The organism is Vibrio sp. V19_P1S1T109 (assembly GCF_002241375.1).
Classification (GTDB): Bacteria; Pseudomonadota; Gammaproteobacteria; order Enterobacterales; family Vibrionaceae; genus Vibrio; species Vibrio anguillarum.
Genome location: NZ_NDIM01000232.1, coordinates 22,502 through 38,065 on the forward strand (window position 1 = coordinate 22,502; position 15,564 = coordinate 38,065).

Below are 15,564 nucleotides of genomic sequence, written 5' to 3' on the forward strand. Positions count from 1 at the left end.
TTAGTTCTCTGTCTACCGACTTTTTACAAATAGCGCCATCGATTCTAAATGACTGGTGTGTGGAAACATATCCAACATGCCAAGTTTTACCAACTTATAACCTTGGCTGAGTAAACTTTGACTGTCTCTTGCCAGTGTTGCCGGGTTACAAGAAACGTACACCACGCGCTGAGCGCCGAGCTTAGCCAATTGGTCGACAATGCCTGCCGCCCCGGCTCGCGCTGGGTCGAGTAGTACTTTAGCAAATTTTTGCTTTGCCCACGCTTGCGTTGACATATCTTGTTCCAAATTTGCTTGGTAGAACGTGATATTGTCGATTTGATTGCGCTGCGCGTTTTGTGTCGCTTGCTCAACCATCTCATCCACACCTTCAATGCCCACCACCGATTGAGCGTATTGGGCCATCGGCAAACTAAAGTTCCCTACGCCACAAAATAGGTCCAACACTCGGTCATCATCAGTCAAAGCTAACCATTCCAATGCTTGAGCCACCATTTTTTGGTTTATTTGGCGATTGACTTGAATAAAGTTGGAGGGCAAAAATTCGATAACTGATCCGGTTTCACGGTAGCTTGCCATCTCTCCGTGAAGACGTTCGAGCTGATCGCTTTCTGGCATCACATACAAAGTGAGATGATGCTGCTGAGCAAACGCCAGCAGCGCCGCGTGATCTTCACTTGGCAGCGGCTGAAGATGGCGTAACACCATCACAGCGCCTTGATCACCCAGCACCAATTCAACATGGCCAATCGCTTGCTGAGATTTAAATTGCGTTAACAGCGCTTGGATAGGTGTAAGTAGCGTGTTGAGTTGTGGTTCTAGCACTGGGCAGTCCGTCACGTTAACAATTTGCTTGCTCTGCTTTTTGCGAAAACCAAATTGCAGCTGTTGCTGCTTTTTGTCCCACAACACGCTGATGCGGGCGCGGCGGCGATAGCCTTTATCGGCGCAACTTATTGCGGGGCTCAATGCCAACGTTTGTCCGGCGAATTTACTCATCAATTGCGAGAGTGTTTGCTCTTTGTGCGCCACCTGCGCACTGTGCTCTAAATGCTGCAGATCGCAACCACCACATTGACCGTAATGGCGACAAAATGGCGTCACGCGTTGTTCACTGGCCGTTAAGACTTTAATCAACTGACCGCGAGAGTATTTACTTTTGCTTTCAGTTAGCTGCATCAGCACTTGCTCACCGGGCAGCGCGCCATCAACAAAAAGCAGTTTATTGTGTTGATAAGCGATACCAGAACCTTGATGATCAAGACGTTCAATCAATACCGTTTGATGTTTTGTTTCTAATTGCGCTTTCTTTTTCGGTTGGAAAAAACGTGCCATGCTCTGTGCCTAAGTAAAATTAAATCGATGTTTTTTGCCCTAGCGTCACTATTTAGTGCGGGGATGATTGTCGAACTTACTCGACTTGATTAAGCTAGCCGTCAATTAAACGATTTTCGTACAGGCTTGCTCATCAAATTGCTGGCTATTTTCCCATATCCACACCACGATGTTTAGACAATAATGACCAGATATGGCTTACGCGCGCGCGTTATTACTTTAACCTTAGCTCCAACCTTAATTATCGGCTTGTTGCTCAGTGCTTTTTTCTCATTCAATCGCTACCATGATCTGGAAAAACAGGTGATCAATGCGGGGGCGAGCATCATCGAGCCCTTGGCCATTGCTAGTGAAGACGCCTTAAAAAACCAAAGCCGTGAGTCGGTACGCCGCATTATCAGCTACGCGCATCGGAAGAACTCTAAATTTGTCCGCAGTATTGCGGTGTTTGACGCCAACCACGAACTGTTTGTCACCTCGAATTTTCACCCTAACTTTGAAAGCTTAACTTATCCAAAAGATAAGCCCATTCCGATTTTAAGCAGCTCAAATCTCACCGAGAACACTTTAATACTGCGCACGCCAATTTTGGCTGAAAACCGTCTAACCGAAGGCATAAATGCCAATACATCAACGCCTGCGCTCGGCTATATCGCGATAGAGTTGGATCTCTCTTCATTGCGTTTACAACAGTATCAAGAGGTCTTTTCCGCCTTTTTAGTGCTTGCGCTTGGGCTCGGTTTATCAGGGATGTTCGCATTCCGACTCCTGCACGATGTGACTCGCCCTATCTCACACATGAAAAACATGGTGGATAGAATTCGTCGCGGCCACCTTGATGTGCGGATCGAAGGCAAAATGCACGGTGAGTTAGATTCGCTCAAAAAAGGGATCAACGCGATGGCGGTATCGCTATCGGAATATCACGTCGAAATGCAGCACAGTATCGACCAAGCCACCTCGGATTTGCGAGAAACCTTAGAGCAGTTGGAAATCCAAAACGTTGAATTGGACATTGCCAAAAAACGCGCCCAAGAAGCCGCGCGCATAAAATCAGAATTTCTTGCTAACATGTCCCATGAGTTGCGCACGCCACTTAACGGTGTCATTGGCTTCACCCGCCAAATGCTCAAAACCCAGTTGACGAATAGCCAAGCAGATTACTTACAAACCATTGAAAAATCGGCTAATAACTTATTGAACATCATCAATGACATTTTGGATTTCTCCAAGCTAGAAGCCGGTAAGTTAGCACTGGAAAATATTCCGTTCGAGTTTCAAGAGAGTTTGGAAGAGGTAGTTAACCTCCAAGCGACCAGTGCTCATGAAAAAGGATTGGAAATCACTCTTAAAGTGGATCAAAAAATCCCAGCAGGCTTGGTAGGTGACCCACTTCGTATCCAACAAGTGTTGACCAACCTTGTCGGTAACTCGATTAAGTTCACCGAACGTGGCAACATCGACATCAGTGTTGAATTGCGCTCACAACGCGACAATGTGGTTGAGCTGCAATTTATGGTGCGCGACACCGGCATTGGTATTTCAGAGCGCCAACAAGCACAGCTGTTCCAAGCCTTTAGCCAAGCCGATGCCAGTATTTCTCGTCGCTACGGCGGCACTGGACTTGGTTTGGTTATTACTCAGAAATTGGTCAGCCACATGGGCGGTGAAATTAGCCTCACCAGCCGCCTTCACCAAGGTTCCACCTTCTGGTTTACGCTGCGTCTTAATACCACTGAAATGCCGATGAGCGACTGGCTTGACCCACATATTTTGAGCAATAAACAGCTGTTGCTCGTTGAACCCAATATGCAAGCCGCCTCCATCATTCAGCAAATGTTGGTGCAGGCAGGGTTGAGCGTCACATATCGAGCGGTGATGCCAGAAGAGACGGATCGCTTCGATTATGTATTACTCAATTTAGCCCCAAGTAGAGAGACTGATTTAGATTTGGTTGAGCAGTGGGTCACAAAGGCTATTCAGCTTGCCGACAACGTGATTATCGGTACACCAAGTACCGAGCTCGCACTATCCGATTATTTAATGCAGCATCATCCAGTGCAGTGCATTACCAAGCCACTGTCGCGTAAAAAATTGCTGCAACTGTTAATCGCGCACCAACCGGTACAGCCTGCCATTCAAGATCTACCGATCACACTCGATACACTGCCCCTGAAAGTAATGGCGGTGGATGATAACCCTGCCAACCTCAAACTGATCATGGCCCTGCTGCAAGAACGTGTTGAAACCGTCATTGCTTGCACGAATGGCCAAGAAGCGGTCGAACAAGCAAGCCGCCAGAAATTTGATATGATTTTGATGGACATCCAAATGCCACAGATGGATGGGGTCACCGCTTGCCAAGAAATTAAGAAAACGGTACTCAATCACCAAACGCCCGTGATTGCGGTAACGGCTCATGCAATGATCGGAGAGCGCGATCGTCTGCTGAAAGAAGGAATGGATGATTACCTCACTAAGCCGATTGAAGAGCACATCTTGCAGCAAGTGTTAGCACACTGGAACCCCTACGCCAACCGTAAACAGTTGGAGAAATTACAACTCACAGAACAAGTTATACCGTCGCCGTCACAGGAAGCTGAGCAGCCTAATCACACCATTATCATTGACTGGCAAAATGCACTCAAACAATCAGCCAACAAGGAAGATTTGGCCAAAGAGCTGCTACAGATGCTAGTTGATTCGATTCCACAGGTGAGCCAAGTCGTCAGCATGGCGTTGGAAGATGATGAATACCCTACCCAAGATCTACTGCACCATATTCATAAACTGCACGGCAGTTGCTCATACAGTGGCGTACCCCGCTTGAAAAAAGTGTGCGCAGCGCTCGAACAGGCATTGCGATCGGGCAAATCCATCAGCGATGTCGAACCGGAGTTATTTGAATTACAAGATGAGATGGACAAAGTGGTCGCTACCGCTAAACCGTATTTAAGCGAATGAGCAATTTAACCCAAGAAACAATTTAACCGAATGAAAAAAGGGGCTTGCCGCTCAGCAGTATTTGCTCGTCAGCAAGCAGAGAAGATTGACAGATTAAGACTCTAAAATCACCGTCGCCACCGCATAATGACGCTCATCAGAAATGGTTAGGTGAATGTGATTCACACTGGCTGTGGCAGCCAACTGCTTAGCCTTACCTGATAGTGTTAGCACGGGTTTTCCGTTGGCGTCGTTGGTGACGGTAAAATCCTGAAAGCTAACACCATGCGCAATACCCGTACCAAGCGCTTTAGATGCCGCTTCTTTAGCGGCAAAACGTTTCGCTAAATAGCGCCCTTTTTTTTTGAGCGAATGGAACACCGCCAATTCATCTTGGGTTAGCACCCGCTCGGCAAAAGCATCGCCACTGCGTGACAATGCTTTTTCTATGCGTTCAATTTCCGCAATATCAGTCCCTAAGCCGATAATCGCCATCGGTAGACCTTATTTGCGAGCCGCTTGCATGATGGCTTTCATATCGGCGACCGACTTCTCCAAACCATCAAATACAGCACGCCCGATAATCGAGTGCCCAATGTTGAGTTCGTAAATTTCAGGCAGTGCAGCAATGGCAGCTACGTTGTGGTAAGTCAAACCGTGACCAGCGTTCACCGTAATGCCCAAATCACTTGCATAACTCGCAGCCGCCGCAATTTTCTTTAACTCATCTTGCTGATCCGCTTCGGTTGTTGCATCGGCGTAATGACCAGTATGCAATTCAATAAACGGTGCACCGCAAGTTTTAGCTGCGTTAATCTGCTCACGATCAGCATCAATAAATAGAGAGACTTTGATGCCTGCAGCGGTCAGTTTTTCGGTTGCCGCTTTCACTTTGTCAAGCTGTCCTAATACGTCCAGCCCACCTTCCGTCGTTAGTTCTTCACGCTTTTCAGGCACTAAACACACAAATTCAGGTTGGGTTTGCAGAGCAATATCAATCATTTCGTCGGTAACGGCCATCTCGAGGTTCATTCGAGTTTGCAACGTCTCGCGTAAAATACGCACATCGCGATCCTTGATATGGCGTCGGTCTTCACGTAGGTGAATGGTAATGCCATCGGCTCCGGCACGCTCTGCCATTTCAGCAGCATGCACGGGATCTGGGTATTTGGTACCGCGGGCATTTCGTAACGTGGCGATGTGATCGATATTAACGCCTAAGTAAATTGCGCTCATTTTCCTATACTCCGTACTCTGGAAAAACTAGACATGGGCAGGAAAAGCTCCCTGCTTTTTAAAGGTTTGCCGCCAAGATACGGCTTTAACGCTATGCGTGTAAAGCGTTTTGCCGCTTGAAGCTGCTCTTTACTGACAAAGCGCCGCTCACTAATGGCAATCAACTCATCGCCCATAAACGTGAGGTTATCGCGCCTGACAGAAGCGATAAAACCTTTTTGCTCACGATAGCGATAAGTCATGCGAGGATCGATGGCTTCTCCCGTTCCGGCGCAATGCAAGAAATCAACGCCATAACCCATTGAAGCTAGCAACGCGAGTTCAAAACGGCGCAGTGCTGGTTCTGGATTTTCACACTGAGCTAACTCGGTGAGTGCATGCAGATAATCATGGAACAGACCTGGGCAAGGCACTTCTTGCGCAAGCACGCGGCCAATCAGCTCATTGACGTACATGGCAGAATAGAGATGAATACCACTGAGTGGTAAGCCAAGGCTAATCGGTTCAGCTTGGCGTAAGGTTTTCATTGAACCGTTGCCTGACCATTTGAGCAATAAGGGGGTAAAAGGTTGCAGTGCACCTTTTAAGTTCGATCGTTTACTGCGTGCGCCTTTGGACATTAAGGTGACGCGGCCATACTCCTCGCTAAACACATCAAGGATTAGGCTCGACTCGCTATAAGGACGTCGATGAAGGACAAAACAGCGCTGTAAACCGTCTGACATATCAGCACTCAAAGGTGAGCGATGTTCTCACCCACCTCGAATAGAGGTTATAGATCGTCAATATAACCAAGGCTACGAAGGGCACGTTCATCATCTGCCCACCCGGATTTCACTTTCACCCAAGTTTCTAGGTAAACCTTGCGACCAAACAGCTCTTCCATATCTAAACGCGCTTCACGGCCGATGGTTTTGATTTTTTCACCACCTTTGCCGATCACCATTTTTTTCTGACCGCTGCGTTCAACGAGGATCAACGCGTTAATATGAAAACCATCGGTTTCAGGGTTATAGTCAAAACGTTCAATTTCAACGGTTACTGAATACGGCAGCTCTTCACCAGTAAAGCGCATCAGTTTTTCACGCACAATCTCGGAAGCCATGAAACGCTGTGAGCGATCAGTCACATACTCTTCAGGGAAGTGATGCGTGGCTTGAGGTAAATGCTCACGCACATGTTTGCGCAATACATCGACGTTTTTGCCATGTTTTGCCGCAATCGGCACGACATCAACAAATTCCATCTTCTTCGATAGCTCTAGCATATGCATCATTACATCGTTACGATCTTTCACGTTATCGACTTTATTGACACACAACACTACAGGGAAGTTAGCATTACGTAGTTTGTTGAGCACCATTTCATCATCGGCGGTCCACTGAGTGCCATCGACTAAAAACAGCACTAAGTTAACATCACTGAGTGAACTACTTGCCGCACGGTTCATCAAGCGGTTAATCGCACGTTTTTCTTCGATGTGTAACCCCGGAGTATCAACGTAAATCGCTTGGTACGGCCCCTCTGTATCGACACCCATAATGCGGTGACGAGTGGTTTGAGGCTTGCGCGATGTGATGGATATCTTTTGTCCCAGTAAGTTATTCAGCAGGGTTGATTTCCCGACATTGGGGCGACCCACAATGGCGATAAAACCACAGTGCTGCTCACCACTTTCCGGAGTTGCTTCATTGCTGTTGGTGTTTGATGCGAAGTACGCATCCAAATCAAATTCGTTATCAGCCATTTGTCAGTTGCTCTAGTGCAATTTCAGCCGCCGATTGTTCAGCTTTACGACGACTGGTGCCTTTACCAATTACAGGCGTTCCCATTCCTGCTACATCACACGATACCGTAAATTCTTGGTTGTGTGCTTCACCTTTAATATTAGTCACTGTGTAGATAGGCAGTTGCTTTCTTCTACCTTGCAGAAACTCTTGTAGGCGAGTTTTTGGGTCTTTTTGCGATACGCCCGGCTCAATGGCGTCAAGGCGCTCTTGATACCAGCTCAAAATAATACGTCGTACTACTTCGGTATCGCTGTCTAAATAAATCGCACCAATGATGGCTTCTACGGCATCAGCAAGGATTGAATCACGGCGGAAACCACCACTTTTCAACTCACCTGGACCTAATTTTAAGTAATCTCCTAGGCAAAATTCTCTGCCCAGTTCAGCCAATGTGTGACCACGCACAAGCGTAGCGCGCATACGACTCATATCCCCTTCGTTAATTTTAGGGAAACGGTGGTACAGCTCATCAGCGATGACAAAACTTAAAATTGAATCGCCCAGAAACTCAAGACGTTCATTGTGCTTACCATTTGCACTGCGATGTGTCAGTGCTAAGGAAATAAACTCGGGATCATTAAATGAATAACCGAGTTTAGTTTCTAATTTACTAATTGGAGAATTCATGCTCTCTCGATGTAGTGATGGCTAGCCAAAGCTAGCCTAGTTAATGCCACCAATGCGGTTAAAACGCACACCAGTTGGGATCCACGAAGGTAAAACGCTATCGGCACCACGTTCAAATTCAAAACTTATCCAAATACCGACAGCTTTACCGACTAAGTTTGCTTCTGGAACAAAGCCCCAGTAACGGCTATCAGCACTGTTGTCACGGTTATCACCCATCACAAAATACTGACCTTGAGGAACAACCCATTCATTAACGCCATGGCGTGGCTGATAAGCATCAACACGATCACGACGCAATGGATTGATCAAAATCTGGTGTTCAACCTGACCTAACTTTTCATTCACTTGAATTAAAGGGATGCCATTTTGGTTGAACTCACTCTCTTCAACATTGGACAGTTTGACCTGTTTACATTCTGTTGAACCTTGAGCTTGAATACAAATCTCTTTGTTGCTGCTATAACGAACTGTGTCGCCCGGCATGCCGACCACGCGCTTGATGTAGTCAATGCTTGGTTGCGGCGGGTATTTAAAGACCACGACATCACCACGCTCTGGTTTACCAGTTTCGACCAGTTGAGTACGCCATACTGGGTCTTTCAAACCGTAAGCGTATTTCTCAACTAAGATGAAATCGCCCACCAGCAACGTTGGCATCATTGAGCCAGATGGAATCTGAAAAGGTTCGTACACAAAAGAGCGTAGCACCAGCACAAAAGCAATCACAGGGAAGATGGAAACACTGTTTTCAATCCACCAAGGTTGCGCGGAAATTTTGGCGCTGAGTTTGTCATCCAAGCCGTTGGTTTGCGCTTCAATAGCGGCCATCTTCTGTTGACGTTTTTTCGCCCACACCAGCTTCTCCAGCACCCAAACTATGCCAGTCACTAATGTGACGATCACCAAGATGAGTGAAAATGTATTCGCCATGGAGTTCCCTTATCTAAAAATACGAAAGTGAAAGAGCCGAAACTCTTTCACTTAAATGGTGACTGCTGCATGCATAAGAAAGCCAAAGCAATGCTTAATCTTTACCTACGTGCAAAATGGCAAGGAAGGCTTCTTGTGGCAACTCAACATTACCAATTTGCTTCATGCGCTTCTTACCTTCTTTCTGCTTCTTAAGCAGTTTTTTCTTACGGCTAATATCACCACCGTAACATTTCGCCAGTACGTTTTTACGCAGCTGCTTCACGGTTGAACGAGCAATAATGTGGTTACCGATCGCCGCTTGAATCGCGATATCAAACATTTGGCGAGGGATAAACTCTTTCATTTTCTCAACCACTTGACGACCGCGCGTTTGCGAATTGTCTTTGTGAGTGATGATGGCTAACGCATCCACTTTGTCACCATTCAGCAAGATATCCACACGGACCATGCTTGAAGCTTCAAAGCGTTGGAAACCATAATCAAGTGATGCATAACCACGAGAAGTTGACTTCAAGCGGTCAAAGAAATCAAGCACCACTTCGGCCATCGGCACATCATAAGTCAAGGCTACTTGGTTACCGTGATAGACCATATCAACCTGCACGCCACGCTTTTCAACGCACAACATAATGACGTTACCCAAATATTCAGAAGGGGTCAAAATGTTACAACGCGCAATCGGTTCACGAATCTCTTCAATGTCGTTCACCGCAGGCAATTTAGCCGGGCTATCAACATAAAGCATCGTGCCATCGGTCTTCTTCACTTCATAGACTACCGTTGGCGCAGTGGTGATAAGGTCAAGATCGTATTCGCGCTCTAAACGCTCTTGAATAATCTCCATGTGGAGCATACCCAAGAAACCACAACGGAAACCAAAACCAAGGGCGGCCGAACTTTCTGGCTCATAGAATAACGAGGCATCGTTTAGGCTCAGTTTACCTAACGCATCACGAAAGTTTTCGTAATCATCAGAAGAGACAGGGAAAAGCCCCGCATACACCTGCGGTTTCACTTTTTTAAAGCCTGGCAATGCTTTTTCACACGGATCTTTCGCGCTGGTCAGAGTATCACCTACAGGAGCGCCGAGAATGTCTTTAATACCACAAACCACCCAGCCCACTTCACCAGTGTTCAACATGGTTTTGTCGACTTGTTTTGGCGTAAAAATACCTAAACGGTCAATACCCCAAGTTTGGCCTGTGCTCATCACTTTAATCTTGTCATTTTTCTTCAGCGCACCATTTTTCACTCGCACTAAAGAGACAACACCTAAGTAGTTATCAAACCAAGAATCGATGATTAACGCTTGCAGCGGCGCAGCAGGATCGCCCTCAGGAGCCGGAATACCAGAAACGATTTTTTCTAGCACTTCATCCACGCCAAGGCCTGTTTTCGCAGAGCAGCGCACTGCGTCAATAGCATCGATACCGACGATATCTTCAATTTCTTCCGCTACGCGTTCAGGCTCTGCGGCTGGCAAATCAATCTTATTTAGGATTGGGACAACTTCAAGGTCCATTTCAATGGCGGTATAACAGTTAGCCAATGTTTGCGCTTCAACGCCTTGACCAGCATCCACCACCAATAGAGCACCTTCACAGGCGGCTAAAGAACGGGAAACTTCATAAGAAAAGTCAACGTGTCCAGGAGTATCGATAAAGTTGAGCTGGTATGTCTCGCCATCGTTTGCTTTGTAATCGAGCGTCACACTCTGTGCTTTGATGGTGATGCCACGCTCACGCTCAAGGTCCATAGAGTCTAGAACTTGAGATTCCATTTCACGATCACTTAATCCACCACAAACTTGGATCAAACGGTCAGATAGGGTCGACTTACCATGGTCGATGTGGGCGATAATCGAAAAGTTACGAATGTGCTTCATAGATTTGGGATGACTAAACTCTTGAAAAAAGGGACATAAGAAAGCCACATCAAGCGGCGTTTCCATAAAGTTGGCCGATTCTACCCAATTTCGGTAGGGTTCGCATCATAAATTAGGCGATAGGTTCACCAAGGACTCGGACCAAAACCACCTCTTGCTGCGATCGTTTTTCAAGAACCACAGAACAACGTTTGGCAATTCCGATCCCCAGCGCGATAAAAACAGCGGCCATGATGATCACGATGCCCTCACCTAAACCGAGCCAAGGGGCCAAGAGGCTCTCACCCAGCCAAGCGCCGAACATCATCATAAAAAGCGGCACCAAATACACTAAGGCTGCCGATTGAAGCAAGCTTTTTTCGGGGAAACCGATTTCAACCGTCTGGCCTTGCTTCACTGGTTTTTTCGTATCGAGTTGCCATAACAGCGCTTTGTTACCAATCGCTTTCGATACGATCCCTGTGCCACAGCTTTTGGAGGACGAACAACTGCTGCAACTTGTCTGCTGCTGACAACTGAGTTCAACGTGAAACCCTTTAGCATCAGGTTGAACAGCGGTGACTGTTGCTAACGCCGTCATCATGGTTTGGTTGCCTCTGTTGAGGGCGCCGCAGGCTGGACAAACGTCACCGATTGAGCAATGCGCTGCGCCGTTGCTGGTGGAATATCACCGACCACTGAGATTTCATTGTTTCCTTTCACCACACTATGCAAGGTACGGCGGCCTTGGCGAACCAGTTGGCCTTTCAGCGAATGGTTGTCACTATCGGAAATATAAACAGAAAAACTAAATAGCCCATCACTGAACATCTGGCTCTCGACCAAACGCTCAGTAATCGCCATACGATAACGGTTAAGCTCTTTGGGTTCAAAGCCTTCAGGTTTCCAACTCACTTGCCAAAAACTTTCGGTAAGGTTGCCTTTCGGTAACGTCAATACCTCGGGTAACTCAACGTCATTTAGCCCTTGCATCGCCTGCGCTAATTTGTCGCTAATGGCGTAAGAAATCGTGCGATATTGCTCAAGCACCTCGCCGTCGCGATCGACTAAATCAGCTCGCAATGGCAAGTTACTGGTTTCATCTACCCACAAAATATAGGAATAGCGTAAGCCATCTTTCGGCACCACTCGCACCACTTGGCAAGCCGTGCCCGCTTCACGTGCACGGCCAACTTTGACGAAATCGTAGTAACGGCCTAATTCGGTGACATTGCTGGTTAGCATCGGAATCGTCGGCGCAACCATAGTGCTTGACTCAATGGTGAACGGTTCTACCCCAGGTTCAATGTAACTCACTTCATTGCCACGGCGAATCACTTCACGGATCGGGCCGCTGAGATAAACGAGATGCGCAAATTGCTGATCGCCTTGACTTGCATGACGATACAGCAGTGGATCGATGCTGTTTTTCTTAATCAGAATGTAAGACAGCTCATAATTTAAATGCTGACTGGCCTCGTTCATTTGAAGCAACAAAGCCTCTGCAGGTTGGTCTTCTGCAAAGGCTAATGTAGAGTTCAAACTGAACAGCGCCAGTGCACTGATCAGGAATTTATTCATTCAACTACCGATTCAAGTACATCGTTATGTGGGCTTGCACTTTCACTGTTCAGGCGAAGTTGCAGCTCGTAGTCTTGCAATAATGCGTTTACGCGGCGACGTTGTTCTTGCACGCGGCTTTCGCTGGTTTGGCGCTCTACTGAATCACGCGTTAAGCTCACAGGCTCTGCGCTGCCAGCCAACGGAATGGTTTGCAGTACGGGTAACTGGTCGTTTTGATTCACTCCTGAATCACGGCCACCGTATTGTTGAACACCTAAAATCACCACAAACGACACACACGCAGCAACCGCAACCTGGCCAAATTGGGAAAGCCAAGCCGGTAACTGCCGACGAGCTTGAGCTGGCGTCGGCTGAGACTCACGGCTTGCATCACGAAAATCAATAACCGAAGCAGATTGTAAACGACTGTGTGCGGGTTCGTCATCCAATGCTAACGCAACGCTCTGTGCAATATCCCACTCAGCTCGGACTGGGGCATCTCCACGCATCACATCACCAACCAAATGGTAATTTTTCCACGTTTGCAAACTTTCTTGGTCGAGCTCTAATTCTTGAATGAGCGCTTTATCGACCATTTCCCCATCCATGAGTGCTGAAAGTTTTTCTTTGTCAGCCATTATTTATTCACCATTTTCGTTACCAGTTTGAGCGCTATAAAAGAGGTTTAATCTTCTTTTCTACCGCTTCACGAGCACGGAAGATGCGAGAACGCACCGTTCCTACAGGACAATCCATGACTTCTGCTATTTCCTCGTAACTTAAACCATCCAGTTCACGCAAGGTCATCGCAGTTTTCAAATCTTCAGGCAACGCTTCTATCGCACCAAAAACGACCCGCTGCAATTCTTTCGACAACGTAATGTTCTCAGGGTTCGATATTTCTTTTAATGCGTTGCCACTTTCGTAATATTCAGCATCTTCAGCATCAACATCGCTAGCGGGCGGTCTACGACTTTGGGCTACAATGTGATTCTTAGCGGTATTAACAGCAATACGGTATAGCCAAGTGTAAAAGGCACTCTCTCCGCGAAAACTTGGGATAGCCCGATACGCTTTGATGAACGCTTCTTGTGCGACATCGGCTACATCTCCGGAATTGCTCACATACCGAGAAATAAGGTTGCAGACTTTATTTTGGTACCTTAAAACCAAAAGGTTAAATGCTTGCTTATCTCCACTCTGAACTCGCTCAATCAATACTTGATCGGTCAGCTGCTCGTTCATTCGAGCCTGTACTCCTATTGTTATTCCCCTTACCTTCTCAGATATGGGCATTCATTATGCAAAATGTAGTATTGACACCACCGCTTACATGAGCACTATTGTGACTCAAGGGAGAATAGAAAGTTCCATTCTGTCTAAAAATATTTGCCAAGCATTATTCAATAAATGTGATCTAATTTCACTATAGGGGATCTCCAATATAGTGAGGGTCGATAAGACGAAAGACAATGGCATTTACAAAGTATTGCATCAAATCTTTCTCTACTGCTATTGGCTTGAAGCCATAGCGATACCGTTGGTGGATAAACCTTGCGGCTGAATCACTTCAAGAGTATAGATAGATGCAATGCATATTTAAAATGAGAGTTGGACAACTCTACTCTAGTTCGGGAATTTAAAAGTTTTATGAACGCAAACCGTGAACATCTATGCGATGTATTAGTCGTAGGCAGTGGCGCAGCGGGTTTATCGCTCGCACTACGCGTAGCAAAACACAGTAAAGTCATTGTACTGAGTAAGGGACCACGCAGTGAAGGTGCCACTTATTACGCTCAGGGAGGTATTGCCGCTGTTTTTGACGAATCAGACAGTATTGAGTCACACGTCGAAGACACTCAAATTGCGGGCGCAGGGATCTGTGAAGAGGATACTGTCCGTTTCATCGCCGAGCATGCTAAAGAGTGTGTTCAGTGGCTCATTGATGGCGGCGTTCCTTTTGACAGAGAAGAGAATGACAGTGATGAAGCACCTCGCTATCACTTAACTCGTGAAGGCGGCCATAGTCATCGCCGCATCTTGCACGCGGCTGACGCCACTGGCATGGCAATGCAAACCTCCTTGCAAGACAATGTTCATAATCACCCCAACATTACTATCCTTGAACGTCACAATGCACTGGATTTAATCACCGAAGATAAAATCGGTGGTGATAAAAAAAGAGTGGTTGGCGCTTATATTTGGAACCGCAATGAGGAACACGTTGAAACGATCCGCGCTAAGTTTGTCGTTTTAGCCACGGGCGGCGCCTCAAAAGTGTATCAATATACCTCTAACCCTGATGTTTCCTCAGGTGATGGTATCGCAATGGCGTGGCGTGCAGGATGCCGAGTGGCGAACCTTGAGTTCAATCAATTCCATCCAACTTGTCTTTTCCACCCTGAAGCACGTAATTTCCTACTGACAGAAGCACTACGTGGCGAAGGCGCTTTTTTAAGACGCCCAGACGGTTCACGATTCATGCTCGATTTTGATGAACGTGCCGAACTGGCTCCTCGTGATATCGTGGCTCGCGCCATCGACTATGAGATGAAGCGTTTAGGTGCTGATTGTATGTATCTGGACATCAGCCACAAACCAGCCGATTTTATTGAAAAACATTTCCCAACCATTTATACACGCTTGATGGATTTGGGCATTGATATGACCAAAGAGCCGATTCCGATTGTTCCTGCGGCGCACTACACTTGTGGTGGCGTTATTGTCAATAAACAAGGTAAAACGGATCTGCATAACCTGTATGCGATCGGCGAAGTTAGCTACACCGGTTTACACGGTGCCAACCGAATGGCGTCGAACTCTCTATTAGAATGCGTCGTTTATGCTTGGTCAGCGGCAAAGGATATTTTAAAAGGATTACCAACGGCTCAGCTCCCACCAAGCTTACCCGGTTGGGATGAAAGTAAGGTCAATAACTCTGATGAAGAGGTCGTCATCCAACATAACTGGCATGAACTGCGCCTATTTATGTGGGATTACATGGGGATTGTCCGCACAGATAAGCGCTTAGAGCGAGCACTACGCCGCATTCAATTACTGCAACAAGAAACCCACGAATACTATAGTCATTTCCGCGTTTCAAATAACCTGCTTGAGCTGCGTAACTTACTGCAAGTGGCAGAGTTGATGGTGCGTTGTGCTATGCAACGCAAAGAGAGCCGCGGTTTGCACTACACGCTCGATTATCCAGAGTTAGCCGAAAATAGTGGTCCAACGATCTTAACGCCAGACGAGTAACCTCGCCAACGA

At 46.8% G+C, this 15,564-nt stretch carries 14 protein-coding genes; 2 read left to right on the forward strand and 12 right to left on the reverse strand.

Going from position 1 to position 15,564, the window contains the following annotated elements; all coding sequences use genetic code 11:
- Nucleotides 1–12: 12 nt before the first annotated feature.
- Nucleotides 13–1,335 (reverse strand): 23S rRNA (uracil(1939)-C(5))-methyltransferase RlmD, encoded by a 1,323-nt coding sequence (gene rlmD / locus B9J87_RS11245; RefSeq protein ID WP_019281106.1) that lies wholly within the window; start codon nucleotides 1,333–1,335, stop codon nucleotides 13–15.
- 183 nt (nucleotides 1,336–1,518) lie between these two features.
- On the opposite strand from rlmD, the gene barA reads away from it, so the two are divergent.
- Nucleotides 1,519–4,299 (forward strand): two-component sensor histidine kinase BarA, encoded by a 2,781-nt coding sequence (barA, locus tag B9J87_RS11250; protein WP_094124176.1) that lies wholly within the window; start codon nucleotides 1,519–1,521, stop codon nucleotides 4,297–4,299.
- Between the two features lie 93 nt (nucleotides 4,300–4,392).
- Here the strand turns inward: barA and acpS are convergent, their stop codons facing one another.
- From acpS to rpoE, 11 genes are all read right to left on the reverse strand, one after another.
- Entirely contained in the window at nucleotides 4,393–4,773 is a 381-nt protein-coding gene (acpS, locus tag B9J87_RS11255) for a holo-ACP synthase (protein ID WP_064625892.1), read from the reverse strand.
- Nucleotides 4,774–4,782: 9 nt separating this feature from the next.
- The gene (pdxJ, locus tag B9J87_RS11260; protein WP_013856034.1) at nucleotides 4,783–5,514 is read right to left on the reverse strand and encodes a pyridoxine 5'-phosphate synthase; all 732 of its coding nucleotides are present in this window, start codon (nucleotides 5,512–5,514) and stop codon (nucleotides 4,783–4,785) included.
- Nucleotides 5,511–6,239 (reverse strand): DNA repair protein RecO, encoded by a 729-nt coding sequence (gene recO / locus B9J87_RS11265; RefSeq protein WP_026027280.1) that lies wholly within the window; start codon nucleotides 6,237–6,239, stop codon nucleotides 5,511–5,513. The genes pdxJ and recO overlap by 4 nt, the downstream gene beginning before the upstream one ends.
- A 47-nt stretch (nucleotides 6,240–6,286) precedes the next feature.
- The gene (gene era / locus B9J87_RS11270) at nucleotides 6,287–7,261 is read right to left on the reverse strand and encodes a GTPase Era (RefSeq protein ID WP_010319802.1); all 975 of its coding nucleotides are present in this window, start codon (nucleotides 7,259–7,261) and stop codon (nucleotides 6,287–6,289) included.
- Nucleotides 7,254–7,931: a ribonuclease III gene (gene rnc / locus B9J87_RS11275; protein WP_010319803.1), complete on the reverse strand. Its 678-nt coding sequence runs from the start codon at nucleotides 7,929–7,931 to the stop codon at nucleotides 7,254–7,256. The genes era and rnc overlap by 8 nt, the downstream gene beginning before the upstream one ends.
- 36 nt (nucleotides 7,932–7,967) lie before the next feature.
- Entirely contained in the window at nucleotides 7,968–8,864 is an 897-nt protein-coding gene (gene lepB / locus B9J87_RS11280) for a signal peptidase I (protein WP_013856032.1), read from the reverse strand.
- 94 nt (nucleotides 8,865–8,958) lie between these two features.
- Nucleotides 8,959–10,752, reverse strand: coding sequence for a translation elongation factor 4 (lepA, locus tag B9J87_RS11285; protein WP_026027281.1), 1,794 nt, complete (start codon nucleotides 10,750–10,752; stop codon nucleotides 8,959–8,961).
- 112 nt (nucleotides 10,753–10,864) lie between these two features.
- A complete protein-coding gene (locus tag B9J87_RS11290; protein WP_017042687.1) occupies nucleotides 10,865–11,335 on the reverse strand; it encodes a SoxR reducing system RseC family protein in 471 nt (156 codons plus the stop codon).
- Nucleotides 11,332–12,312: a sigma-E factor regulatory protein RseB gene (gene rseB / locus B9J87_RS11295; RefSeq protein ID WP_017042688.1), complete on the reverse strand. Its 981-nt coding sequence runs from the start codon at nucleotides 12,310–12,312 to the stop codon at nucleotides 11,332–11,334. The genes B9J87_RS11290 and rseB overlap by 4 nt, the downstream gene beginning before the upstream one ends.
- Nucleotides 12,309–12,932: a sigma-E factor negative regulatory protein gene (locus tag B9J87_RS11300; protein WP_017042689.1), complete on the reverse strand. Its 624-nt coding sequence runs from the start codon at nucleotides 12,930–12,932 to the stop codon at nucleotides 12,309–12,311. The genes rseB and B9J87_RS11300 overlap by 4 nt, the downstream gene beginning before the upstream one ends.
- Nucleotides 12,933–12,966: 34 nt before the next feature.
- Entirely contained in the window at nucleotides 12,967–13,539 is a 573-nt protein-coding gene (gene rpoE / locus B9J87_RS11305; RefSeq protein ID WP_026027282.1) for an RNA polymerase sigma factor RpoE, read from the reverse strand.
- A gap of 405 nt (nucleotides 13,540–13,944) precedes the next feature.
- Between rpoE and nadB the strand changes: the two genes are divergently transcribed.
- Complete coding sequence (gene nadB / locus B9J87_RS11310; RefSeq protein ID WP_017046483.1) at nucleotides 13,945–15,552, forward strand: L-aspartate oxidase; 1,608 nt, start codon at nucleotides 13,945–13,947, stop codon at nucleotides 15,550–15,552.
- Nucleotides 15,553–15,564 lie beyond the last annotated feature (12 nt).